At 70.4% G+C, this 26,833-nt stretch carries 1 protein-coding gene and 1 pseudogene; both read right to left on the bottom strand.

Annotated elements, in window-relative coordinates:
- Window positions 1-563: pseudogene (locus tag VFZ09_RS45265) on the bottom strand (hypothetical protein); the annotation flags it as partial.
- A gap of 505 nt (window positions 564-1,068) precedes the next feature.
- Window positions 1,069-26,833, bottom strand: a 25,765-nt coding sequence (locus tag VFZ09_RS45270; protein ID WP_414640806.1) for a non-ribosomal peptide synthase/polyketide synthase, incomplete at its 5' end; no start/stop codon positions are given.

Below are 26,833 nucleotides of genomic sequence, written 5' to 3' on the forward strand. Positions count from 1 at the left end.
CCGGCGGCGTCCTCGCGCACGGGTCCCAGCGAGCCCAGCCGCACGGCATCCCAGTCCGTCAGCGACTCCACCAGCCGGGGCATGTCCACGCGCTCCTGCAGCGCGACGTATTCGGCGGGCGAGGTGCACGTGAGGAAGGGGGCGAGGAGCGCTTCGCTGTCGCCGGCGGCGAAGTCGGGCCAGCCCGGCGGCAGGGCCTGCCCTCCGCACGAGGGCGGCTCTCGCGGGGGAGGCCTCGTGCTGGCCACTTCGGACGCGGGCGCCTGGCCCGCGCTCGCCAGCGCTGCGTCCGGGCCCAGCCCGCGGGCGCTGCGGCGGCGGTGCAGCCGCTCCTGCTCGCCCGTTTCGGCGGAGAAGGCGTGCTCGCCCGCCTCCGTGGAAGCAAGAGCGGCGGGCGTCTCGGGCGCGGGCGTACTGGCCACCGCTTCTCGCGACATGGAGAGCGCGCGGGGGCCCTCGGCGGTGCTGACAGCGTGTCGCGGCGCCAGAGTGACACAGCCGGTGGAGAGCAGCACGGCGCCCAGCAGCGCCGCCCACCTGCGCGCCCACGCCTCAGCGCGCATTGTCCACCCCCAGGCCCAGCGAGGCGAAGGCTCCCGGGCGCAATGCCCCGTCCGCCTGTTGGCGTTCACGAGGAAGCGCGGAAATTTGGACCGGGACGCCGCAGGTGTGCCGGGGGTCCGGCATCCCGGCCCGAGGGGGTGTCCAGCTCCCCGGCGGCTGGAGATCTCCTCGAGCGCGGCGGCCATGTCCAGCCCCGCCACGCAGGTGTGGATGAGCCGGAGCGTGCCGCGAGCGGTCTGCTCGAGCGCATTCCGCTCGCTCGGTTCCGGGCAGATCCATCGCACCTGGGAGGAGACGGGTCCGCGGACGGTCCGCTCCACCCACTGGGCCCAGGCAGTCTCGGAGGCCATCCGAAAGCAGTAGCACACTCCCAATCGAGCGACGGTGACACCGTGCCCACTGGAAAGTTCTCCTCAGTGTCAGCGGCCACGTTCTCCCGGACTGAACGCGGCGGTGGGAGGCAATTGCCGCCTCCCACCGGTTGAGACCGGGCCAGCTACCCGGTCAGGAGTTGCTCTTCCCCGAGGCAACCGCGGCGTGGTGCTGTGACGCCAGGGCCTTGCGCAGGAGCTCGGCGAGCTGCTGCACGAGCGGGGTGCGCAGCAGGGCGTGGTGGTTGCCGGGCAGCACGTGGCGCTCGAGGTTGCCGCCCACCACGGCCGTCCACCCACCGTCCTCGGGCTGGCCCGTGACTTCACCGGCCTTGAGCAGCAGCAGCCGCTGGGAGGAGGGACGAGCCATGTAGCGCTGGTTGGCGCGCAGGTTGCTCTCGAAGACACGCAGCAGGGTGCGCAGCTGCTCCAGGCCCACACCGGGCGGCAGGGCTCCGCTGCGCTCACCCACCTCCAGCACCCGGGCCAGCATCGCCTCCGGCTCCAGCGACTCGAGCTGCTCCCACTGCGGCATCAGCTCCGCGCCGAAGGTGCCCAGCAGGTCGCGCAGGAACAGGGCCGCCGCCGCGGAGGGCTTCAGCTCCGTCCAGTCCTCGCCCCGAGGCACGTAGGAGTCGATGAGGGCCACGAGCTCGACTTCCTCACCGCGCTGGCGCAGTTGGTGGGCCATTTCGTAGGCGATGACGCCACCCATGGACCAGCCGCCCAGCAGGTAGGGGCCGGCGGGCTGCACCGAGCGGATGGACTCCACGTAGAGGGCCGCCATCTCCTCCACGGAGGACAGCGGGGTGCTGTGTCCATCCAACCCCTGGGCCTGCAGGCCGAAGACGGGGCGCTCGGAGCCGAGCTGGCGTGCCAGCTCGGTGTAGCTGAAGACGTTGCCTCCCACGGGGTGGACGAGGAAGAGCGGCGTCTTCTCTCCACTGCCTCCCAGGGGGACGAGCGGAGACCAGGGCAGCGGGGCTTCCTGGCGCAGCAGTGCGGCCAGCAGCTCCACGGTGGGAGCCCGGAAGAGGGTGGCCAGCGGCAGCTCACGGCCAGTGGCCTCGCGTACGCGCGCCATGAGCCGCACGGCGAGCAACGAGTGGCCACCCAGCTCGAAGAAGTGGCCGCGCACGCCCACCGGTTGCACGCCCAGCACCTCCTCGAAGACGCGGGCCACCTTCAGCTCCAGCTCGTCGCGAGGCGCGAGGAAGGCCTGCGCGTGCTCCCGGTACGAAGCCTCCGGAGCTGGCAGGGCCTTGCGGTCCAGCTTGCCGTTGGGGGTGAGGGGCAGGGCCTCGAGGGTGACGAAGGCCGAGGGCACCATGTACTCGGGCAGGGAGCGCAGCAGGTGTGAGCGCAGGACGGAGGCGTCGGGCGAGTCGCCGGTGACGTAGGCCACCAGGCGCTTGTCGCCGGGCACGTCCTCGCGCACGAGCGCCACGGCCTGGCGCACCGAGGCATGCTGGAGGAGGACGGACTCCACCTCACCCAACTCGATGCGGAAGCCGCGCAGCTTCACCTGGGAGTCGAGGCGGCCCAGGTAGTCCAGACGGCCGTCGGGCAGGTAACGCACGAGGTCGCCCGTCTTGTACATGCGGCCCCCCGGAGTGCGGCTGAAGGGGTCGGGCAGGAAGCGCTCGGCGGTGAGGTCAGGCCGCAGCAGGTAGCCGCGCGCCAGCCCATCACCGGCGAGGAAGAGCTCGCCCGGGACGCCAGGGGGCACCAGCCGCAGGTGGCGGTCCAGTACGTACGCCTGGGTGTTGTCCAGAGGCCGGCCGATGGCGGGGCTGCGGCTCTCGTCGCGAGGCACCTGCTCGAAGGTGGAGTAGGTGGTGTCCTCCGAGGGCCCGTAGAGGTTGAGGACACGCTCCACGTGGCCCAGCGCGTAGAGGGAGTCGACGGTGCGCCTGGGGAGCGCCTCGCCGGCCAGGTTGACGGTGCGCACCGAGGGCGGCAGCCCGCCCATCCGCACCAGCTCTGCCATGGCGGAGGGGACGGTGTTGACGAGCGTCACCTCGTCGCGGCGAGAGAAGGAGGGCAGGTGCAGGGCGTTGGGGACGAGGAGCACCCGGCCGCCGCAAGAGAGCGGGACGAAGAGCTCGAAGACGGAGAGGTCGAAGCACACCGAGGTGGCGGCGAGCACGCCCTGCAACTCACTGGGGGCGAATGCCTTCAGCGCCCAGGAGACGAAGAGGGAGGCGCTGCGGTGGGTGATGGAGACGCCCTTGGGACGGCCCGTGGAGCCCGAGGTGTAGATGAGGTAGGCGAGGTTGTCCGCGTCGCAGGAGGAGGGCAGCGGCTCGTCGGACTGGGCGGCCAGCACCGCGTCCAGCTCTTCCAGCACGAGCGTCTGAGGACGCGTCTGGGGAAGGGCGGGGAGCACGCCGCGCTCGCTGATGACGAGGGCCGAGGACGAGTCCTCCAGCAGGTAGCCGAGCCGCTCGGAGGGGTAGTCCGCATCCAGCGGGGCGTAGGTGCCACCGGCCTTGAGGACGGCGAGCAGAACCACGGGCAGCTCCACGGTGCGGCGCAGGCAGACGCCGACGCGCACCTCCGGGCCCACGCCCAGCGAGCGCAGGTAGCGGGCGAGGCGGTTGGAGCGCCGCATCAGCTCGTCATAGGTGAGGGCGCGAGAGCCGTCGGCCACGGCGAGCGCGTGCGGGGTGCGCAGGGCCTGGGCCTCCAGTCGCGAGTGCAGCAGAGAGCCATCCCGAGGCAGCGCCCCTGGCGGATTCCACGTCTCCAGCAGCAGCCGCTCCTCGTCGCGGCCGAGCAGCGACAGCTCGCGCAGGGCGGTGTCGGGACGGGAGGAGAGGACGTCCAGCAGGGTTTCGAAGTGGCGCATCATCCGCGACACCGAGGCCTCGTCGAAGAGGTCGGTGTTGTAGGAGAGAGCGCCGCCGAAGCCGTCCGGGCCCTCGCTGAGGGAGAGGGAGAGTTCGAACTTGGCGGTGGAGTCCTCATGCTGAACGGGCCGCAGGGAGAGGCCCGGGAGGTGGAGTTCGCCGGCGGGGGTGTTCTGCAGGATGAACATCACCTGGAAGAGAGGGCTGCGGCTGAGGTCGCGAGAGGGCTGGAGGACCTCGACGAGCTTCTCGAAGGGGACGTCCTGGTGCTCGTAGGCGGCGAGGGTGGTGGAGCGAACCTGGGAGAGCAACTGGCGGAAGGAAGCGGCTTCGGACAGGTGCGAGCGCAGGACGAGGGTGTTGACGAAGAAGCCGATGAGGCCCTCGGTTTCGGCGCGGGTGCGGCCGGCGATGGGAGAGCCGACGGAGATGTCGTCCTGGCCGGAGTAGCGGGAGAGGAGCACCTGGAAGGCGGCCAGCAGGGCCATGAAGGGCGTGGAGCCTTCGCGCTGGCACAGGGCCTTGAGGGCCTCGGAAACCCGCTGGGAGACGCGCACCGGGAGGTGAGCGCCGCGGTAGGACAACACGGCGGGACGAGGCCTGTCGGTGGGCAACTCCAGGGCGGCGGGTGCGCCGGAGAGCTGCTGCTTCCAGAAGTCCACCTGGCGCTGGAGGACGGGGCCGCTCAGCCAGTCGCGCTGCCAGAGGGCGTAGTCGGCGTACTGCACCGGGAGGGCGGGCAGTCGAGCCGGCTGGCCCGAGGCGAAGGAGGCGTAGAGAGCGGCCACCTCGCGAGCCAGGATGGAGGTGGACCAGCCATCCGAGATGATGTGGTGCAGACCCAGCAGCAGCACATGCTCGGTGTCGCTCAGGCGCAGCAGAGAGGCGCGGAAGAGCGGACCGTGAGCCAGGTGGAAGGGCGTGAGCGCCTCCTCCTGGGCGAGCCGGAGGACCTCGGACTCGCGCTGGGACTCGGGCAGTGAGCCGAGGTCCACCATGTGCAGCGTGGAGAGCGGAGTCTCGGAGATGACCTGGACGGGGCCGTCCTGGCCGGGCTGGAAGGTGGTGCGCAACACCTCATGGCGCAGCACGAGCGCCTCGAGGGCCTGGGCCAGAGCGCTGGCGGACAGGCGGCCGGAGAGCCGGAGCGCGGAAGGCATGTTGTAGACGGTGCTGCCGGGCTCGAGCTGGTCGAGGAACCACAGGCGCTGCTGGGCGAAGGAGAGAGGCAGCGGACGGGTGCGAGCCGAGGGCTTGAGCGCGGGAGCGCGGGTGCGAGTGGCGGACTGGACGTGCTCGGCGAGGCTGGCCACGGTGGGGGCCTCGAAGAGGGCGCGCAGGGGCAGCTCCACACCGAGAGCGGAGCGGATGCGGCTGATGACCTGCGTAGCCAGCAGCGAGTGGCCACCGAGGGAGAAGAAGTCCTCCTCGGCACCCACGGACGGCACGTGCAGCACCTCGGCCCAGATGGAGGCCAGGGCGAGCTCGGTCTCCGTGACGGGCGCGCGTGACGCCTTGCGCGAGAGCGCCGAGGCCTCGGGGGCGGGAAGCGCCCGGGTGTTCACCTTGCCGTTGGGTGTGAGAGGCAGGGCGTCGAGCATGACGAAGGCGGAGGGCACCATGTACTCAGGCAGCGAGCGCTTGAGGAAGGTGCTCAGGTCCGCGGGGTTGAGCTCGGGGGACGCGCCACCCTCACCCCGTCCCTCTCCCGGAGGGCGAGGGGAAGTGGGCACGACGTAGGCCACGAGCCGCTTGTCGCCCGAGTCCTGGCGAGCCACCACGACGGCCTGGCGCACGGAGGGGTGGGCGCGCAGGGCGGATTCGATTTCGCCCAGCTCGATGCGGTAGCCGCGCAGCTTCACCTGGGAATCGAGGCGGCCGAGGAACTCGAGGGTGCCATCGGCCAGCCAGCGCACCTTGTCACCGGTGCGGTAGAGGCGAGCGCCGGGCGTGGTGCTGAACGGATCCGTGATGAAGCGCTCGGACGTCAGCTCCGGCCGGTTCAGGTAGCCGAGAGCCAATCCCTCACCACCGATGAGCAGCTCGCCCGGGACGCCCACGGGCACGGGCCGCAGCGAGGCGTCCACCACGTAGGCCTGGGTGTTGGCGATGGGACGGCCAATGGGCAGCGCGGAGACGGGGTGCGGCGGACACACCCAGGCCGTGCAGTCGATGCAGGCTTCGGTGGGACCGTACTGGTGCACGAGCCGGGCGCTCAGCGTGGAGACGAAGCGCGCGTGGAGCTCGTGGGTGAGGGGCTCACCGCCGCAGAAGACGAAGCGCAGGGACTGGCAGCGCTCGACGCCCGCCGTCTGCAGGAAGGTGGACAGGGGCGCGGGGCCGAAGTGCAGGTGGGTGATGGCGTGGCGCACCACCATCTGCACCAGGTATTCCGGGTCCCTCTGGCCACCGGGGCGAGCGAGGACGAGGCGGGCACCGGCCAGCAGCGGGGCGAACATCTCCCAGACGGAGATGTCGAAGCTGAAGGAGGCCTTCTGGAGGAAGGCATCCTGGGGCCCCATGGTGAACTCGCGCTGGCGCCAGTGCAGGTGGTTGACGGCGGCGCGGTGGGCCACCTGGACTCCCTTGGGACGGCCCGTGCTGCCTGACGTGTAGATGACGTAGGCGGGGCTTGTGGCCTCGGGCGCGGGCAGGACAGTGCCCTGGGGCGCGGGCGGCAGTGCGTTCAGCGCGTCGAGTGAATCCAACCGCAGGACCTGGGCCCGGGTGGAGGGCAGGGCCTGGAGCAGGGCGGAGCGGGTGACGAGCAGCGTCGCGTCACTGTCCTCGAGCATGAAGGCGAGGCGCTCGGAGGGGTACTCCGGATCCAACGGAACCCAGGCGGCACCAACCTGGAGGATGGCGAGGAGCGAGACGAGCATCTCCGGGGAGCGCTCGATGCAGAGGGCGACGCGCGTGCCGGGGCCGACCCCAAGCGAGCGCAGGTGCAGGGCGAGGCGCGTGGAGGCCTCGGAGAGCTGGCGATAGGTGAGGGAGCCGGACTCGGAGACGAGGGCGGTGGCCTCGGGCGTGCGCAGTGCCTGTTCCCGGACGAGCGAGTGGAGCGTGGCGTCGCGGGGGAAGTCGGCGCGCGTGTCGTTCCACGCCACGAGCACCTGCTGGCGCTCCTCGGAGGGGAGGAGGGGCAGGTCGCGCAGGGCGGTGTCGGGACGAGCGGCGATGGCCTCCAGGAGCACCTGGAAGTGACGCATCATCCGCGCCGCGGTCTGAGTGTCGAACAGGTCCGTGTTGTAGGTGAGCGTGCCGCCGAAGCCCTCCGGGCCCTCGTTGAGCGCCAGCGAGAGCTCGAACTTCGCCGTGGTGCCCTCGGGCTCCATGGGGCGCAGGGTGAGGCCAGGGAGCTGGACCTCTCCCGTGGGCATGTTCTGCAGCGCGAACATCACCTGGAAGAGAGGCGTGCGGCTCAAGTCGCGAGGAGGACGGAGCTCCTCGACGAGCTTCTCGAAGGGGATGTCCTGGTGAGCGAAGGCACCCAGAGTCGTCTCGCGCACCTGCTGGAGCAACTCGCGGAAGGAGGCGCCTTCGGACAGCCGCGCGCGCAGCACGAGCGTGTTGACGAAGAAGCCGATGAGACCCTCGAGCTCGGAGTGGCGGCGGCCAGCGATGGGCGAGCCGACGGAGATGTCGTCCTGGCCGGAGTAGCGGGAGAGCAACACCTGGAAGGAGGCCAACAGGGCCATGAAGGGAGTGACCCCCTCACGCTGGCAGAAGGCCTTGAGGGACTCGGAGAGCGCCTTGGGGAGGTGCACCTCGAGGAAGGCGCCGCGGTGGCTCTGGACGGAGGGCCTGGGCTTGTCGGTGGGCAGCTCGAGGGCGGCGGGAGCCCCGGAGAGCTGCTGGCGCCAGTAGGAGAGCTGCTGCTCGAGGGCGGAACCCTGCAGCCACTGACGCTGCCAGAGGGCGTAGTCGGCGTACTGCAGCGGCAGCTCGGGCAGGGGCGAGCGCTGGCCCGAGGAGAAGGCCTGGTAGAGGGCGGCTACCTCGCGCACGAGGATGCCCATGGACCAACCGTCGGAGACGATGTGGTGCATGGACATGGCGAGGATGTGGAGCCGCTCGTCCAGCTTGAAGAGGGAGGCGTGGAAGAGCGGGCCGTAGGCCAGATCAAAGGGCCGCATGACGGCCTGGGTGGCCAGGCGTTGGGCCTCGGCCTGACGCTCGGAGGGAGGCAGGGAGGAGAGGTCCACGAGCGTCAGCGGAAGAGCAGCATCGGGAGCGATGAGCTGGACGGGCTGACCGGACTCGGAGCCGAAGGTGGTGCGCAGGGCGTGGTGCCGGCGGACCAGCTCGGTGAAGGCGCGCTGGAGAGCCGCTTCGTCCAGAGCGCCTTCCAGGCGCAGGACGTAGGGCATGTTGTAGGTGGAGGAGCCCGGCTGGAGCTGGTCGATGAACCACAGGCGCTGCTGAGCGAAGGAGAGCGGCAGGGGGCCTGAGGTATTGGCCGGCGTGAGCGGAGGAGCCTGGAGCGAGGCGCCGGACCGGAGGGCCGCACCCAGGTGAGCCGCGAAGGAGGCGACGGTGGGCGCCTCGAAGAGGGCGCGCAGGGGCAGCTCCACCTGGAAGGCGGAGCGGATGCGGGAGACAACCTGCGTGGCGAGCAGGGAGTGGCCACCCAGCTCGAAGAAGTTGTCGTGGATGCCCACCTGCTTCACGCCGAGCACCTGGGCCCAGATGCCGGCCAGGCCCTTCTCCAGCTCGCTGGAAGGTGCAACGTAGTTGCTGGAGGAAGATAGAGCGCTCTCGGGAGCGGGAAGTGCCCGGACGTCCACCTTGCCGTTGGGCGTGAGGGGCAGCGCCTCGAGGGGAACGAAGGAGGAGGGCACCATGTACTCGGGCAGCGAGCCCTTGAGGAACGTGCTCAGGTCCGCGGTGTTGAGCGCGGGGGCCGTGGGCACGACGTAGGCCACGAGACGCTTGTCGCCCGAGTCCTCGCGAACCACCACGATGGCCTGACGCACGGACGCATGGGCACGCAGCGCGGTTTCGATCTCGCCCAGCTCGATGCGGAAGCCGCGCAGCTTCACCTGCGAGTCGAGGCGGCCGAGGAACTCGAGCTGGCCATTCTCCAGCCACCGCACCTTGTCACCGGTGCGATAGAGGCGGGCGCCCGGAGCCGAGGAGAACGGGTGGGGGACGAACTTCTCCGCTGTGAGCTCGGGACGCCCGAAGTAGCCGCGCGCCAGGCCGTCGCCGCCCAGGTACAGCTCGCCGGGCACACCGGGAGGAACCGGTTGCAGGTGGGCGTCGAGGACGAAGGCGGTGGTGTTGGAGATGGGCCGTCCGATGGGAACGGAGGTGGCCTGAGGCGCCACGGACTGGACGAGGTGCCAGGTGGCGAAGGTGGTGGACTCCGTGGGTCCGTAGACGTTGAGGAGACGCGCGGGAGGGCCGGCCTCGAGGACACGGCGGATGGAGAGCGCGTCAGAGGCCTCACCGCCGAAGAGCAGGTGGCGCAGGGAGGAGAAGGAAGACGGCGCGAGAGACGCGACCTGGTTGAAGAAGGCGGTGGTGAGGAAGAGGGTGGAAACGGAGTGGGCGCGGAGTGTGGCTCCGAGCTCGAGCGGAGCGAGGAGCTGCTCGCGAGAGAGGATGACGAGGCGAGCGCCAGAGAGGAGCGCGCCCCAGACCTCGAAGGTAGCGGCGTCGAAGGCGGTGTTGGACGCGTGAGCGACGCGGTCCTCGGACGTGAAGCGGACGTAGTCCGAGGAGAGGACGAGACGCAGGACACCGAGGTGCGGAACGGCGACACCCTTGGGACGCCCCGTCGAACCCGAGGTGTAGATGAGGTAGGCGAGGTTGTCGGCGCTGGCGCCCGAGGGAGGAGCGTGGCGAGGCTGCTGGGCGAGGGCCGAAGCCTCGGAGTCCAACAGGACGAGGCGAGCCGTGTGTGAAGGCAGCCGGGCCTGGAGGGACTGGCGGGTGACGAGGACGCGAGCGGAGGAGTCCTCGAGCATGAAGGACAGGCGCTCGGAGGGGTAGGAGGAGTCGAGAGGCAGGTAGACACCGCCAGCCTTGAGCGTGGCCAGCATGGCGACCACCATGTCGGTGGAGCGCTCGAGCAGGAGGCCCACCATCACCTCGGTGCCGACACCGAGGGAGCGCAGGCGCCAGGCGAGTTGGTTGGCGCGCTCGTTCAGCTCACGGTAGGTGAGGGAGTGCGCACCCTCCTGGACGGCGATGGCGTCCGGCGTGCGGGAAACCTGGGCCTCGAACTGGCCGTGGATGGAGCCGTGGCGCGGGTAGTCCGTCTGTGTCTGGTTCCACTCCACCAGCACCTGCTGGCGCTCGGCTCCGGTCAGCAGGGGCAGCGAGGACAGAGGCGCCTCGGGGCGCGAAATGAGCGCCTCGAGCAACACGCCCAGGTGGCTGGCCATGCGGCTGACGGTGTCGCGCTCGAAGAGATCCGTGCAGTAATCGAGAATGCCGGAGAAGCCCTCGGGGTTGTCGGAGAGGGAGAGGGTGAGGTCGAACTTGGAGGCGATCTCATCCGGCATCACCGGGCTCAGGGAGAGTCCCGGCAGAGCGATGGCCGATTGAGGCGCGTTCTGCAGCGCGAACATCACCTGGAAGAGAGGCGTGCGGCTGAGGTCGCGAGGAGGACGGAGCTCCTCGACGAGCTTCTCGAAGGGGATGTCCTGGTGGGCGAAGGCACCGAGCGTGGTCTCGCGCACCTGCTGCAGCAGCTCGCGGAAGGAGGAGACATCCGCGAGGCGGGCACGCAGGACGAGGGTGTTGACGAAGAAGCCGATGAGGCCCTCGAGCTCGGCGTGACGGCGGCCAGCGATGGGCGAGCCGACGCTGATGTCGTCCTGGCCGGAGTAGCGCGAGAGCAGCACCTGGAAGGAGGCCAACAGGGCCATGAAGGGAGTGACCCCCTCACGCTGGCAGAAGGCCTTGAGCGACTCGGAGAGCGCCTTGGGGAGGTGCACCTCGAGGAAGGCGCCGCGCTGGCTCTGGACGGAGGGACGAGGCTTGTCGGTGGGCAGCTCGAGGGCGGAAGGAGCCCCGGAGAGCTGCTGACGCCAGTAGGAGAGCTGCTGCTCGAGGGCGGCGCCTTGCAGCCACTGACGCTGCCAGACGGCGTAGTCCGCGTACTGCAGCGGCAAATCGGGGAGCGGAGAGGGCTGACCCGAGGAGAAGGCCTGGTAGAGGGCGGCCATCTCGCGCACGAGGATGCCCATGGACCAACCGTCGGAGACGATGTGGTGCATGGACATGGCGAGGATGTGCAGCCGCTCGTCGAGCTTGAAGAGCGAGGCGTGGAAGAGCGGGCCGCGGGCCAGATCGAAGGGCCGCATGACCGACTGGGAGGCCTGGCGGTGGGCTTCGCCCTGACGCTCGGCGATAGGCAGGGACGAGAGGTCCACGAGGGACAGAGGCAGGGACGCCGTGGGAGCGATGAGCTGGACGGGCTGACCGGACTCGGAGCCGAAGGTGGTGCGCAGGGAGTGGTGCCGGCGGACCAGCTCGGTGAAGGCGCGCTGGAGAGCCGCTTCGTCCAGAGCGCCCTCCAGGCGCAGGACGTAGGGCATGTTGTAGCTGGAGGAGCCCGGCTGGAACTGGTCGATGAACCACAGGCGCTGCTGAGCGAAGGAGAGGGGCAGGGGGCCTGAGGTATTGGCCGGCGTGAGCGGAGGCGCCTGGAGCGAGGCGCCGGACTGGAGGGCGGAGCCCAGGTGAGCCGCGAGGGCGGCGATGGTGGACGCCTCGAAGAGGGCGCGCAGGGGCAGCTCCACCTTGAAGGTGGAGCGGATGCGGGAGACGACCTGCGTGGCCAGCAGCGAGTGGCCACCCAGCTCGAAGAAGTGGTCGTGGATGCCGACACGCTCGAGGCGGAGCACCTGGGCCCAGATGTTGGCCAGACGCTGCTCCAGCTCGTTGCGAGGGGCGGCATAGACCGTCGTCGACAGCGAGGAGCTGTCGGGAGCCGGAAGCGCCTTGGTGTCCACCTTGCCGCTGGAAGACAGGGGCAGGGCCTGGAGGGAGACGAAGGCGGAGGGCACCATGTACTCGGGCAGCGAGCGCTTGAGGACGTCGCGCAGGGTGCCGGGGTCCACGGAGAGGCCCTCGTTGGGAACGAGGTAGGCGACGAGGCGCTTGTCGCCCGCGTCCTGGCGAAGCACCACGACGGCCTGGCGCACGGAGTCGTGGGCGCGCAGCGCGGATTCGATCTCGCCCAGCTCGATGCGGAAGCCGCGCAGCTTCACCTGCGAGTCGAGGCGGCCGAGGAACTCGAGCTGGCCGTTGGGCAGCCAGCGCGCCTTGTCACCGGTGCGGTAGAGGCGCTCGCCCGGAGTCGAGGAGAACGGGTGGGGGATGAACTTCTCGGCGGTGAGCTCGGGACGGCCGAGGTAGCCGCGCGCCAGGCCGACGCCACCCAGGTACAGCTCGCCGGGGAGGCCGGCGGGGAGCAGCCGCAGGTGCTCATCCAGCACGTAGGCCTGGATGTTGCGCAAGGGCCGGCCGATGGAGACGCGGCGAGGGTCCACCTCGTAGGCGACGGTGGAGGCGATGGAGACCTCGGTGGGGCCGTAGACGTTGAGGAGGCGGCGCCCGGGCTTCCAGCGGGCCGCGAGCTCCGCGGGCAGGGCCTCGCCGGCGGCGACGACGGTGTGGAGGCACTCGAGCTCCTGCGGCTCGAGGAGGGAGAGCAGGGCGGGCGTGAAGGTGCCGGTGTTGATGGCGTGCTCGCGCAGGAATTGCTGCAAGGGCAGGCCGGGAGGGAGCTGGTCGCGCGTGGCGAGGAAGAGCTGACCCCCCGAGAGGAGCGGGGGCAGCATCTCCACGATGGAGGCGTCGAAGCCGATGGAGGCGTAGGGCAGCACACGCGAGTGGGGCCCCAGCTCCATGTCGTCGATGGTTTCCAGAATGGTGTTGCAGAAGCCGCGGTGGCGCAGGAGGGTGCCCTTGGGGCGCCCGGTGGAGCCGGAGGTGTAGATGGCGTAGGCGAGGTTGTCGCCGTCCGGAGTCACCTCGAGGTCCGCATCCGGGAAGGACGAGAGCTGCTCGGACAGGGCCTCCATGCGGAAGGAGCGAACCCCGGCCTCCAGCGAGGAGTGGGTGAGCAGGAGCGAGGGACGAGCGTCGGAGAGGATGTAGGCGAGGCGCTCGCGGGGGAGGGACGGGTCGAGGGGGAGCCAGGCCGCGCCAGCCTTGAGGGTGGCGAGCAGGGCGATGACGAAGTCCGTGGAGCGCTCGAGGTGGAGCGCGACGAGGACATCCGGGCCGACGCCGAGGGACAGAAGGAGACGCGCGAGCTGGTTGGAGCGGGAATTGAGCTCCGAGTAGGTGAGCTGGGCGCTCGAGGACTGGAGGGCGAGGGCGTGCGGAGTGCGGCGCACCTGGGCCTCGAAGAGCCGGTGGACGAGCGGATGCTCGGGCAGCTCGCGGGAGCCGGAGTTCCAGTCCACGAGCAGCTGCTGACGCTCGGCGTCGGTCAGCACCCGCGGGTGCTTGTCTGAAGAGAGGAGGGGCAGATCGCTCAGGCGGGCGTCATGCCGCAGGGTCAGTCCCACCAGGAGCTCGCACCAGCGTGTCAGCGCCTGGTGCAGCAGGGCGGAGTCGAAGCGGGTCGAGTCGTACGTCGCGCCGAGCTGAAGGCGAGCGCCTGGGATGACGGTGAGCGTGAGGGGGAAGTTGGTCTGTCCGCTGGGGGCGAGCAGATCCCGGATGTTCAGAGAGGACGCCTGGCGCTGGAGGGACTCGTCCAGCGGGTAGTTCTCGACGACGAGGAGGGACTCGAAGAGAGCAGTCGCGCGAGGCAGGCCGCTCACCGCGTGAATGGAGACGAGCGACGCGTGCTGGTGCTGCTGCAGCTCGAGCTGCTGCGAGCGCAGTTGGTGGAGCCAGGGCAGCAGCGGCGAGGACGGCTCGGGGATGCGGACGCGGACAGGGAGGGTGTTGATGAAGAGGCCCACCATGGACTCGACGCCCGGGAGCTCGGGGGGCCGGCCAGAGACGGTGAAGCCGAAGAGGACATCCTTCTCGGAGCTGTAGAGCGAGAGGACGAGCGCCCAGGCCGCCTGGGCCAGCGTGTTGAGGGTGAGCTGGTGCTGACGCGCGAAGGCGCTGATGGCGGAGGTGGTCTCGGAGGTGAGGCTCAGCTCGAGCGTCTGCGCGGTGGGCTGCTGACCCTTGACCGGTGAAGCGTGGGTGTCGGCCGGAAGGGGCGTGGGCGAGGAGAAGCCGGCGAGCATGGAGCGCCAGAAGGACTCCTCGGAGGCCGGGTCGTGGCGCTGCAGCCAGGAGATGTAGTCGCGGAAGGGCGGGCGAGCGGGGAGCTGCAGCGGCTTGCCGGAGCAGAGGACGTCGTAGGAGGTGAAGACGTCCTGCATGAGGGGGCCGATGCTCCAACCATCCAGGAGGAGGTGGTGGTAGCTCCACAGCAGGCGCCAGGTGTCGTCCTGGAGGCGGATGGCCGCCAGGCGCATGAGCGGGGCGCGAGCCAGGTCGAAGCCCTTGCGCTTGTCCTCGAGGAGGAAGGCGTCGAGGCGCGTCTTCTGCTCGTCCGCGGAGAGGTGCCGCCAATCATGCTGCTGGAAGGGGACGGTGGCGCGCGAGTGGACGAGCTGCAGGGGCGTGTCGAGCCCCTCCCAGAGGAAGGCGGTGCGCAGGCTGGTGTGGTGGTCGAGCGCGGTCTGCCAGGCCTGGAGGAAAGCCTCCAGATTCAAGGGGCCGTCGATGCTCCAGGAGAGCTGCGAGAAGTAGACGTCCGCCTCCGGCGTCAGGAGGGCGTGGAAGAGAATGCCTTCCTGCAGGGGCGTGAGGGGATAGAGGTCCTCGGTTGAAGCGGCGTGGCGTGCGAGGATCGAGTCGAGGGTCTGCTGCGAGATGCGCGCGAGCGGGAAGTCGGAGGGCGTGAAGCGGCGCGTGTCGTCGGAGTGACGCAGCGAGATGAGGGCTCGCAGGTGCGCGAGGTAGCGCTGGGCGAGGCCCTGGATCGTCGACGCGTGATGCAGGTGGGTGCTGTAGGTGAAGGCGAAGTGGAAGCGTCCCTCGAGGACGGAGCCATTCACCTCCAGGGGCTGCATGCGGCGGGAAGACGGTGCAACGGAGGCGCCGGTGGGCTCGCTGGAGAGGGAGAAGAGGGTGCTCGCGGCGGCGGAGGCATCGAGCTGGCCGAGGTAGTTGAAGGAGACCTGCGGCGCGGGGAGTGCCCGCAGCTTCTGGGAAAGCGCCTCGGGTCCCATCCACTGGAGGATGCCGGCGCCAATGCCGTGGTGCGGGAGCTGGCGCAGCGAGTCGCGCACGGAGCGCAGGCCGTCTCCCGGAGAGCCGCCCTGGGGAATGGAGAGCAGCAGGGGCGTGAGGGAGGTGAACCAGCCGATGGTGCGGGAGAGGTCCACATCCGGGAAGATCTCCTCGCGGCCGTGGCCCTCGAGCGACACGAGGAGGCGAGGCTGGCCCGTCCACTCCGAGAAGGTCTGGACGAGCGCGGTGAGGAGGACGTCGTTGATGTGCGCGCGCCAGGCGGCGGGCACCTCCTGGAGCAGGAGGCGGGTTTCGTCCGCGTCGAGAGAGACGGAGACGGTGGTGGCGGAGGCGTAGGTGTTCTCCCCGGACGCGTCCGTGGGGAGGGGCTTCACGAGGGAGCGAGCTTCATCCAGCCAGAGGGGCGCCTCGGCGGCGAGCGCCTCGGAGGAGGCGTACTCGGAGAGGCGGCGCGCCCACGTCTGGAACGAGGAGGACTTGGGCGGCAGCGTCACCTGCTGACCCTGCTGCAGCTGGAGGTAGGTGGCCTCGAGGTCCTCGACGAGGATGCGCCAGGACACGGCGTCCATGACGAGGTGGTGTGCGCAGAGGAAGAGGCGCTGGGAGTCACCGAGGTGGAACAGCGCCGCGGTGAGGAGGGGAGGCCTGGAGAGGTCGAAGCTGGCCTGGAGGCGAGCGGCCTCGGCCTCGAGGGCCGCGGGCTGAGCGGCGCGAGGCAGCGAGGACAGGTCCACCTGGAGGAGGGTGGGCGCGGCTTCGGTGCCAGCCAGGTGCTGCTGCCAGCGTCCCTCGACGGACGTGAAGCGGGCACGGAGCGCATCGTGGTGGACCACCACATGGCCGAGCGCCTTCTCGAGGAGCGGCGCGTTCAGGGACTGACGCACCTCGAGGAGCAGGGACTGGTTGAAGTGGTGGGCGTGGGCGGTGTCGTGCTCGAGGAAATGCCGCTGGATGGGGGTGAGGTGCACCTCGCCCGTGACAGGACCCTGCTCGGCCAGTGAGCCCGAGGTGTGCTCGGCGATGCGGGCCAGCTCGGCGATGGTCTGGTTCTGGAAGAACTGGCGAGCGGAGAGGGCAATCCCGGCCCGGCGCGCGCGGGCGATCACCTGGAGGCTGATGATGGAGTCACCCCCCAGCGCGAAGAAGTTGTCGTGGATGCCGACGCGCTCGACGTTGAGCACCTGCGTCCAGATGTCGGCCAGGCGCTGCTCCAGCTCGTTGCGGGGAGCGGCATAGGCCGTCGCCGGCTGGAGCTTGGAGGCCTTGGGCGCGGGCAGGGCCTTGCGATCCACCTTGGCATTGGAGGTGAGCGGGAGGCTCTCCAGCGCCACGAAGGCCGAGGGCCGCATGAACTCGGGGAGCCGCTGCGCGAGGAAGGCCCGCAGCGAGTCCACATCGGTGAGCTGATGCCCCGGAGGAGGAACGACGTAGGCGACGAGGCGCTTGTCGCCGGGAGAGTCCTCGCGGACGAGGGCCACGGCCTCACGCACCTCGGGGTGCGCGAGGAGGGCGGCCTCCACCTCGGCGAGCTCGATGCGGTAGCCGCGCACCTTCACCTGGTTGTCGATGCGGCCGAGGAAGCTGAGGACGCCATCGGGACGCCAGCGCGCCAGGTCACCGGTGCGGTAGAGGCGCGCACCGGGCTGGGAGGAGAAGGGATTGGGGATGAAGCGCTCGGCGGTGAGGTCCGGGCGGGAGAGGTAGCCGCGGGCCAGGCCATCGCCGCCGATGTAGAGCTCACCCGGGATGCCCACGGGCACGGGCTGCATGTGCGCGTCGAGCAGGTACACCTGGGTGTTGGCGATGGGCGTACCGATGGGCACGGAGTCACCGGGCTGCTCGGGATGCGTCATCCGGAAGCAGGAGGTGAAGAGGGTGCTCTCGGTGGGGCCGTAGCAGGCCGTGACGGGAATACGCAGCTGCTCCAGGACGCGGCGGACGTGCGGAGCGGAGACGACGTCACCACCGGTGAGGAGCTGGCGCAGACCGCGCAGGCTGTCGAGCTTGTGGTCCACGGCCTGGGTGAAGAGACCCGAGGTGAGGTGGAGCGTGGTGACGCCGTGACGCTGCAGCACCTGCGTCAGCAGCTCCAGGTCGCTGGGGGACTGGGGCGGGAAGACGACGAGCCGCGCGCCGTACACCAGCGGTCCCCAGACTTCGAGGGTGGAGGCATCGAAGGAGATGGGAGCGAGGAGGAGGAAGGTCTCCTCGGGGCCGAGGTGAGCGTAGGTGGCGCCGTGCAGCAGGCGCAGGACGGAGCGGTGCTCGATGGCGACGCCCTTGGGCCTGCCGGTGGAGCCGGAGGTGAAGTCGACGTAGGCGAGGTTGTGCGAGGTGACGCCGGAGTCCGGAGCGGACGTGGGCAGGCCCTCGAGGCTCAGCTCCTCCCAGAGGAGGCAGGGCAGGGAGTCGGAGACGGGGAGCTGCGAGCGCAGGGCGCGAGAGGTGAGCAGCAGCCGGGGCGGAGCGTCCTCCAACATGAAGGCGAGGCGCTGGGCGGGGTAGGAGGCATCGAGCGGGAGGTAGGCGCCGCCAGCCTTGAGAATGCCGACGAGGGAGACGACGAGCTCCAGGGAGCGCTCGAGGCACAGAGCGACGAGGGAGTCGGGCCCCACGCCGTGCGAGCGCAGGAGGTGGGCGAGCTGGTTGGAGCGCGCGTCCAGCTCACGGTAGGTGAGGCGCTCGTCACCGAACTGGACGGCGATGGAGTCGGGACGCAGGGCCACCTGCTGCTCGAAGAGGTGGTGGATGCAGGCCTCGGTGGGGAAGGACGAGGCGGTGGCGTTGAAGTCGACGAGCACCTGCTGGCGCTCGGTCTCGGTCAGCAGCGGCAACAGCGCCAGCGGCTTCCCGGGAGCCTCCACCACCTGCCGCGCCAGGACGGCCAGGTGCTCGGCCATGCGCGCCGCGGTGGACGGCTCGAACAGCCCCGTCGCGTACTCGAAGTTGCAGTGCAGCCCGTCGCTCTTCTCCAACACCTCGAGTGACAGGTCGAACTTCGTCGTATCCGAGTTGATCTTCACGCCGCTCATCCGCAGCGAGGCCATCTCGGCCTGCGGCGGGGGGACGTTGATGACGTTGAGCACCACCTGGAAGACGGGCGAGCGGCTGGGCTCTCTCCGCACCTGGAGTGCCTCCACCAGACGCTCGAACGGGAGCTCCTGGTGGGCCAGGGTCTCCAGCGAGGCGCGCCGCACGCGCGTCAACAACTCGCGGAAGGACGGCGCCCCGCCCAGCGAGGCCCGCACCGCGAGCGTGTTGACGAAGCAGCCGATGAGCTCTTCCGTCCCCGGGTAGTGACGGCCGGCCGAGGGCAGACCCACGGCGAAGTCCTCCTGGCCGCTGTAACGGTGCAGCAGCGTCTGGAAGAGCGCCATGATGACCATGAAGGACGTGGAGCCTTCACGCCGTCCCAGGGCCAGCAGCGGCTCGGAGATCTCTCGCGGCAACACGAAGGGGAGCAGGGCTCCCTTCTGGGACTGGACCGCCGGACGGGGCTTGTCGGTGGGCAGCTCGAGGGGCGGAACGCCCGCGAGCCGCTGCTTCCACCAGGTGAGCTCCGATTCCAGCACCCCGCCTTCCAGCCACTTGCGCTGCCACACGGCGAAGTCCGCGTATTGCAGCTTCATGGGCGGCAGCGGCGAGGGCTGACCGTCGCAGAACGCGGTGTAGAGCGGCACCAGCTCCTTGGCCAGCACCATGGAGGACCAGGCGTCCGAGACGATGTGGTGGAAGACGAGGTTGAGCAGGTGCTCTTCCGCATCCACCCGCACGAGCAGGGCGTGCAGCACCGGGCCCTTCTCGAGGTCGAAGGGAAGCAGCAGGTGCTCGCGGCACAGGCGGAGGGCCTCGGTCTCCCGCTCCTCGAAGGTCGGGGCGCTCGGCTCCACCAGGGGCATGGAGAGGGTGCTGTCCGGGTGGATGATCTGGACGGCTGCGTCCTCGCCCAGGGCATAGGTGGTCCGCAGCACCTCGTGGCGGCGCACCACTTCCTCCAGGGCGGCGTGGAGGGCGGCCACGTTCAACGGGCCACTCATGCGGTACGTGACGCCGTTGTTGTACGCCACGCCCATCGGCTCGAGCTGCTGCAGGTACCACAGCCGCTGCTGAGCGAAGGAGAGCGGCAGGGGCTCGTTCCTCGGCGCGCGCGGAATGGGCGGAGGCGTGGAGGCCCCCCCCGTGGTCGCGACTGGCACGACGGTGTTCGCGGGGCGCTCCGTCTCGGCGGGGCGCTTCGTGCGGGCCGGGGGTGCGCTCATGGGCTCCAGGCTGCCGTCGGTCCGCATGCGCACGTAACGGCCGGTGCGGTAGAGGCGCTCGGAGGCGCTCAGCGGATGCGGCACCCAGCGCTGGTGATCCTCACGCGAGGGGCGCCACAGGTTCTGCGGCAGACCGGCGCCGTACAGCGCCAGCTCGCCCACGACTCCGGCCGGCACCGGCTGCTGGGCCTCGTCCAGTACCCAGCGCTGCACTTCCGCGGGCAGCTCCTCGTCCGGCGCGCGCGGCACCAGCGAGCCGTCCGCCACCACACTCCGTCTCAGCACCGGCACCCCGGCCGCGTCCTGCAGGGCCCGGGCGAGCTCGGCGGAGCTCTCCTCCAGCACCAGGGCCTTGAGCGGCGCGAGGGCCTGCCGCGCATCGGGCAGCTCCGACAGCGAGCGGGCCAGCCGCGCCGAGGCGTGCATCAGCACCTCGCCCGAGCTGCGCGCCAGCTCCACCAGGGCGTCCATGCCCTGCCGGCTCTCCACCAGCACCTGTTGCTGACGCCCGGCGGCGAGCTCCTCGCTGCGCTGGCGCACCTCCGCCAGCTTGCGCAACCCCTGCATCACCACCGGGGTCTCCAGGCCGAAGTCGATGAGGCACGCCACCTCGTCCACGTCCGCCAGGCGCACCACCTCCAGGCGCTTCACGCCGCTGTCCACCGAGCCGATGAGGCCCGCGTGGTAGGCGTAGTGCTCGAAGCCGCGCTCCAGGATGGCCTGCACGTCGGCCTCGGGCACCTTGGCGATGTCACCCTTGAAGCCCTGCAGGGACGCCAACGACGCGATGATGTCCACCGAGCCGCGGAAGTAGCCCAGCAGCGGCTTGTGCACCGTCTCCAGCACCTCGCGGTCATCGTCGCCGATGAAGGTGTGGAGCATGACGGTGATGTGGCCGCGGCCCGGGTGGCCATTGCGGCGCCAGGCCTCGCGGTAGAGGCCCACCTTGGCCCTCAGCTCCTCGAAGCTTTGGGACATCATGGCGGTGAGCACACCGGCGCCCAGCTCACCGGCCAGGCGGAACGTCTCCGGATTGGAGGTGGCCGTGAGCCAGATGGGCAGCTCGCGCTGCACGGGCAGCGGGCGCAGGCCCACCTCCACGTCCACGCCACCACCGCCCTTGCGCTTGAGCTTCTCGCCGCGCCAGACGGCCCGCAGTGTCTTCAGGTTCTCCAGCAGGATGGTGCGCCGGTTCTCGTAGTTGTGGGGCGCGTACGAGAAGTCCTGCGCGTGCCAGCCCGTGGCCACGGACACGTCGACGCGTCCGTTGGAGAGGTTGTCCACCACGGACCACTGCTCGGCGACCAGGAGCGGATCATGCAGCGGCAGCACCACGCTGCCAGCGCGCAGGCGCAGGTGGCGCGTCACCGCCGCCACGGCCGCTGAAAGGACCGCCGGCTGGGGATAGATGCCGCCGAACGAGTGGAAGTGACGCTCGGGCGTCCACACGGCGGAGAAGCCATGGGCGTCCGCGAACTTCACCCCCTCCATCAGCAGCTCGTACTTGGAGCCGCGCATGGAGTCCTCGTCATTGGCGAAGTACATGACGCTCAAGTCGACCGCGCGCGAGCGGACGTCGCCGCCACGCAGGTGCAACAGGCCCGCCGACACCTCCTGGGAGGGGAAGAGCACGCGCAGGCCTCGCGACAGTGCCCACAACCACTCCAGCTCCGGGCGCTCCACCGCGCTCTCGGCGGCGGCCAACCAGGTGCCGCCCTCGGCCGGCTTCAGCCGCGCATCCAGGGTCTCGAAGAGGTTCAGCAGGCCCCCCTGGGTGAGGACCCACGCGGGTTGCGAGGCACCGGCGGGCAGCAGCCAGGCCGGATCCTCTGGACGCGGGGAGTCCTCCGCCCAGGCCACAGCCGAGGCGTCCTCGAGAGCCTCCACGTACAGCACACGCGAGGGCTCCAGGCGCTGGGCGGTGACGAGTCCGCGCCAGGTGATCAGCACGGGCGCGCTGGCGCCTTCGGGAGCGTACTGGGGCAGGCTTCCGAGCTCGGAGGGGCCCAGGGTCATGACGGAGGCGCCGGCCTCCAACACGCCCCAGAGGGCCAGCAGCTTCTCGGGAGAGGGCTCGAGGCAGACGACGACCGGCTCACCGCGCTTGACGCCCAGGGCGAGCAGGCGGGAGGCCAGACTCCGGCTGTGGGCCCGCAGCTCGCCCAGGGTCCAGGTCCGCCCGTCGCGCACGACGGCCACGGCCTGGGGAGCGCTCTCGGCGCGGCGCGCCAGCACCTCGCGCACGGTGGGTGCGGAGGGCAAGGAGGGCAAGGGCCGGGGCTGGAGCCACTTCTTCTTCTCCTCCCCGGTGAGCAGGGGCAGGCGGGAGATGCGCTCGTCCGGCTGGGCCATGCCCGCGGCCAGCAGCACCTGCAGCTGCTCGATCATGCGGCGAGCGGTGGACGCGTCGAAGAGCTCGGTGGCGTACTCCACCGCACCGTGGAGCTGGCCGGGCACCTCGCGGAACACCAGGGTGAGGTCCGACAGCGTGGCGCCCCACTGCACGGGGCCGTCCGGCACGTCGATGAGGCTGGCACGCAGGCCGGGCAACTGCTGCGAGTCGCCGGCCGCGTTGCTGTGGAGCACGAAGATGCTGTCCGTGATGCGGCCACGGCCGATGTCGTGCTGGGGGAAGAGCTCTTCGATGAGCTGCTCGAAGGGCACATCCGGGTGGTTCTGGGCACCGAGCAACACCTCGCGCACGCGGCCGAGCAGCTCCCGGAAGGTGGGGTCACCACCCAGGTCCGTGCGCAGCGCCACCGAGTGGGCGACGTAGCCGATGAGGGACTGGAGCTCGGGCTGGGTGCGGTTGGCGATGGGGGTGCCGACGACGATGTCCGTCTGTCCGCTGTAGCGGTGCAGCAGGGCCTGCCAGGTGGCCAGCAGGATGACGAAGGAGGTGAAACCCTCGCGGCGGCCGAAGGCCACCAGCTCGTTGGCGAGCGCGGGAGGGAAGTCCGCGGACATGCGCTCGGAGGTGAGGGGGCAGGAGGCGGGCCGGGGCCTGTCGGTGGGCAGGTTCAACCGGCGGGGCATGCCGGCGAGCTGCTGGCGCCACCACTGCTGCTGCTCGGCCAGGAGGTTCTCGCTGACGCTGCGGCGCTGCCAGTGGCCGAAGTCGGCGTACTGCACGGGCATGGGCGGCAGCGGCGAGGGCTTTCCTTCGCGCATCGCCACATAAACCGCCGCCATCTCGTGGACGAAGATGGTGATGGAGAGCGTGTCGCTGACGATGTGGTGGATGCCGCCCACGAGGATGTGCATGTCCTCGCGCAGGCGCAGCAGGGTGGTGCGGAGCACGGGACCCTTCACCAGGTCGTAGGGCCGAGCGGCGTCCTCGCGAGCCAGGCGCAGGGCGTCGGCCTCGCGCTGCTCGGGAGTGCCGTCGAGGACGAGCACTTCCAACGGCACGTGCACCTTCGCGTGGAAGCGCTGCACGGGGCGGCCGTCGACGATGTCATAGGTGGTGCGCAGGGCCTCGTGGCGCTGGACGACCTCCTGGATGGCGCGCTCGAGCAGCCGCGCGTCCAGAGTGCCCTCCAGGCGGAGGACGAAGGGGATGTTGTAGGCGGACAGGCCCGGGAGGTACTGCTCCAGGCGCCAGGTGCGCTCCTGCACGTAGGAGAGCTTCAGCTCGCCGTCGCGGGTCAGCGGCGCCAGCTTCAGCGTCTTCTGTTGCTGGGTCTTCTGCTGCTGGGGCGCGGACTGAAGCAGGTCCTCGATGCGCGCGGCGATGCCGGCGACGGTGGGGCTGTCGAAGAGGTCCGCCAGCGGGAGGTTGACCCCGAAGGTGTCGCGCATCTGCGTGAGCATCTGCGCGGCCATGAGCGAGTTGCCGCCGAGCTCGAGGAAGCTGTCGTCGCGGCCGACGTGCTCCACGCCCAGGCGAGCGCGCCAGAGGGCGGCCACGCGCTCCTCGATTTCACCGCGAGGCATGTCCTCGCGCACGGGGGCAGGAGCCTCGGTGGGAGCGGCCGCCGGGGCCGCATCGGGGCGCGCGAGGGCCGGCGTGACGGTGGTGGTGGCGGGCAGGGCGGGAGCCATGCCAGGCACCGCATCCACCCAGCACCGCTTCTCCTGGAAGGGGTAGGTGGGGAGGGAGAGGCGCAGACGCCGCTCGCGGGCGTAGAAGGCCTTCCAGTCCATGGGAAGGCCCTGGGCCCACATGTCGCCCAGCGCCTGCAGGAAGACGGCGTGCTCGGAGGCGGAGCTGCCCTGGCGGCGCAGCGAGGGCAGTGCCTTCACCTTGCCGCTCTTGCCGTCCACGTTGGCGCGCACCAGGGCGGTCAGATCCTGCCCCGGGCCCACTTCCAGCAGCAGGCTACAACCCTCGCTCAGGAGGGTTTCCACGCCCGAGGCGAAGCGCACGGGCTGGCGCATCTGGCGGGCCCAGTAGCCCGGGTCCGTCACCTCTTCAGCCGTGGCCCAGGTGCCGGTGAGGCTGGAGACGAGCCGCCCCGTGGGCGCCGAGCGACCCAGCGAGGTCACCACCCGCACCAACTCGGGCATGAAGGGCTCGACGTCGGCGGAGTGGAAGGCATGGGCCGCGGGCAGCCTCAGCGTGCCCACCTCGCGGCGCTTGAGCTCCTCCATCAGGCGCTCCACCTCGGGGATGGGGCCGGAGACGACGCAGCGGCCGGGAGCGTTGAGGGCGGCCACGGACAGGCGGCCGGAGAGCAGCGGACGCACCTCTGCCTCGGAGAGGCCCACCGCGAGCATGGCGCCCGGAGCCATGCCCTCCATGAGCCGGCCGCGCGTGACGGCCAGCCGCAGTGCGTCCGCGAGCGAGAAGACGCCCGCGAGGCAGGCGGCCACGTACTCGCCATAGCTGTGGCCCAGCAGGGCGTGAGGCGTCACCCCCCAGCCCATCCACGTGCGGGCCAGCGAGTACTCCACGGTGAAGAGCGCGGGCAGGGCAACGCGGGGGTGAGACAGCAGCTCCTTGGCCGAGGCCTCCTGGTCCGGCTCCGGCAGCAGCAGCGAGCGCACCTCGTCGCGCAGCGGTGCCTCCAGCAGGCCGAGGCACATGTCCACGTGCGCGCGGAAGTCGGGCTCGGCCTGGTACAGCTCGCGGCCCATGGCCACCTGCTGGGCACCCTGGCCGGGGAAGAGGAAGGCCACGCGCAGGCGGCGGCCCGCCTCCACGTCGTCCAGCTCTACTGCCGCTCCGGGCTTGCGCAGGCGCTGCACCAGCTCGGCCGCGTCCTTGGCCACCACGGCCCTGCGGTGCTCGAAGCCCCTGCGGCCCAGCGCGTGCGTGTACGCCATGTCCGCCAGCGTCAGCCGCGGGTTGGCTTCCACGTGCGCCGCGAGCTGGGCGCCCTGTGCGTCCAGCGCCGCGGGCGTGCGCGCCGACAGCAGCACCACCTGGTGGGGACGGAGGCTCGGCTCGCTGTGCTGCTCGGGGGCCTCCTCGAGGATGGCGTGGGCGTTGGTGCCGCCAATGCCGAAGGAGCTGACTGCCGCGCGCCGCGGCACCGGGCCGCGCTTCCACTCCCGCAGGGCAGTGTTGACGAAGAAGGGCCCCGCGTTGAAGTCGATGGAGGGGTTGGGCTGCTCGAAGTTGAGGCTGGGGGGAATCTCCTCATGGCGCAACACCAGCGTCGCCTTGATGAGGCCCACCAGGCCCGCCGCGGTGTCCAGGTGGCCGATGTTCGTCTTCACCGAGCCGATGGGAATGGTGCCCTTGCGCTCGGCGCCCAGGTTGTAGACGCGCTGGAGGGCGGAGATTTCCAGCGGATCGCCCAGCGGCGTACCGGTGCCATGGGCCTCGACGTAACCGATGTCCTCGGGCCGCAGGCGGGCATGCTCCAGGGCCTGCTGGATGACGGAGGACTGCCCCTGGACGCTGGGGGCGGTGTAGCCGGACTTGTGGTGGCCATCGTTGTTGATGGCCGATCCCTTGATGACGGCGTAGATGGAGTCCCCATCGCGCTGGGCATCGGACAGGCGCTTGAGCACCACGGCGGCCACACCGTTGCCGGCGACGGTTCCCTGGGCGCGAGCATCGAAGGCGCGGCAGTGCCCATCCGGCGAGAGGATCATCCCCTCCTGGTAGACGTAGCCCGTCTTCTGGGGGAGGAAGAGGTTGGTGGCGCCCGCGAGGGCCACGTCGGACTGGCGCTGGCGCAGGCTCTCACAGGCCATGTGCACGGCGACGAGGCCCGTGGAGCAGGCGGTGTACACCATGAGGCTCTCACCGGTGAGCCGCAACTTGTAGGAGGCCTTGGTGGCCATGCCCTGGTGGGAGGCATTGGTGCCCGCCTCGAAGAAGGCAGCGGGATTCAGCGGCACGTTCTTCCGCACCAGATGCAAGTAGCCGGAGTCCGAGGCACCCGCGTACAGCGAGATGCGGCCCTGGGTGCGATCCGGATCCACCCCGGCGTCCTCCAGGGCGCTCCAGGCGGTCTGCAGGAAGAGGCGCTGCTGGGGGTCCATCCACTGTGCTTCACGCAGGGAGATGTCGAAGAAGCCGTGGTCGAACTTGTCGGCGTCCGCCAGCACGCCGCCCGCCGGGACGAACTGGGGGTGCTGCCATTGGAACATGCCCTCGGGGAGGTCGGAGAGCGGCTCCAACTCCTCCGGAGCGAAGCGGGAGATGGACTCCACGCCCTGGCGCAGGTTCTGCCAGAACTCCTCCACGGAGCGAGCGCCCGGGAAGCGGCCGGACATGCCGATGATGGCGATGTCCTCCGGGCCGGAGCGCTCGGCGGCACTGGCCTCCTGTTGATCTCGGGGAGCTGGAGCCTGCGGGGTCCCCGAGTCGATGCGACGGGCCAGGTCGCTGATGGTGGGGTGCTCGAAGAGCCAGGTCATCTGCACTTCGCGCCCCAGCACCTCGCGCATCCGGGCCGCGACCTTGATGACGGACAGGGAGGTGCCGCCGAGCTTCTCGAAGAAGTGGTCATCGACGCCCACGTCCTCGAGGCCCAGCTCCTGGGACCAGATGGAGACGAGCTGCCGCTCCAACTCGGTGGTGGGCTCCACGAAATGGCCGGCCCGGCCGGAGGAGGAGACGTTGGGAGGAGGAAGGGCCTTGCGATCCACCTTGGAGGTGGAGGTGAGGGGGAGGGCCTCGAGGCGGACGAGCGCCGAGGGCAGCATGAAGTCGGGCAGGCGCTGCTTGAGGAAGGAGCGCAGGGCCGAGGTGTCGAGCTGCGGGGAACCGCTGGTGACGTAGGCGACGAGGCGCTTGTTGCCGGGAGAGTCCTCGCGGACCACGGCCACGGCCTCACGCACCTCGGGGTGGGCGAGGAGGACGGCTTCCACCTCGGCCAGCTCGATGCGGTAGCCGCGCAGCTTCACCTGGTTGTCGAGGCGGCCGAGGAACTTCAGCACGCCATCGGGACGCCAGCGGGCGAGGTCGCCGGTGCGGTAGAGCCGCTCACCGGGCTGGGAGGCGAAGGGATTGGGAACGAAGCGCTCGGCGGTGAGGTCCGGGCGGGAGAGGTAGCCGCGGGCCAGGCCGTCGCCGCCGATGTAGAGCTCACCGGGCACGCCCACGGGCACGGGACGCAGGTGCGCGTCGAGCAGGTACACCTGGGTGTTGGCGATG

It is taken from the genome of Archangium sp., assembly GCF_036277355.1.
In the GTDB taxonomy this organism is placed as follows: domain Bacteria; phylum Myxococcota; class Myxococcia; order Myxococcales; family Myxococcaceae; genus Archangium.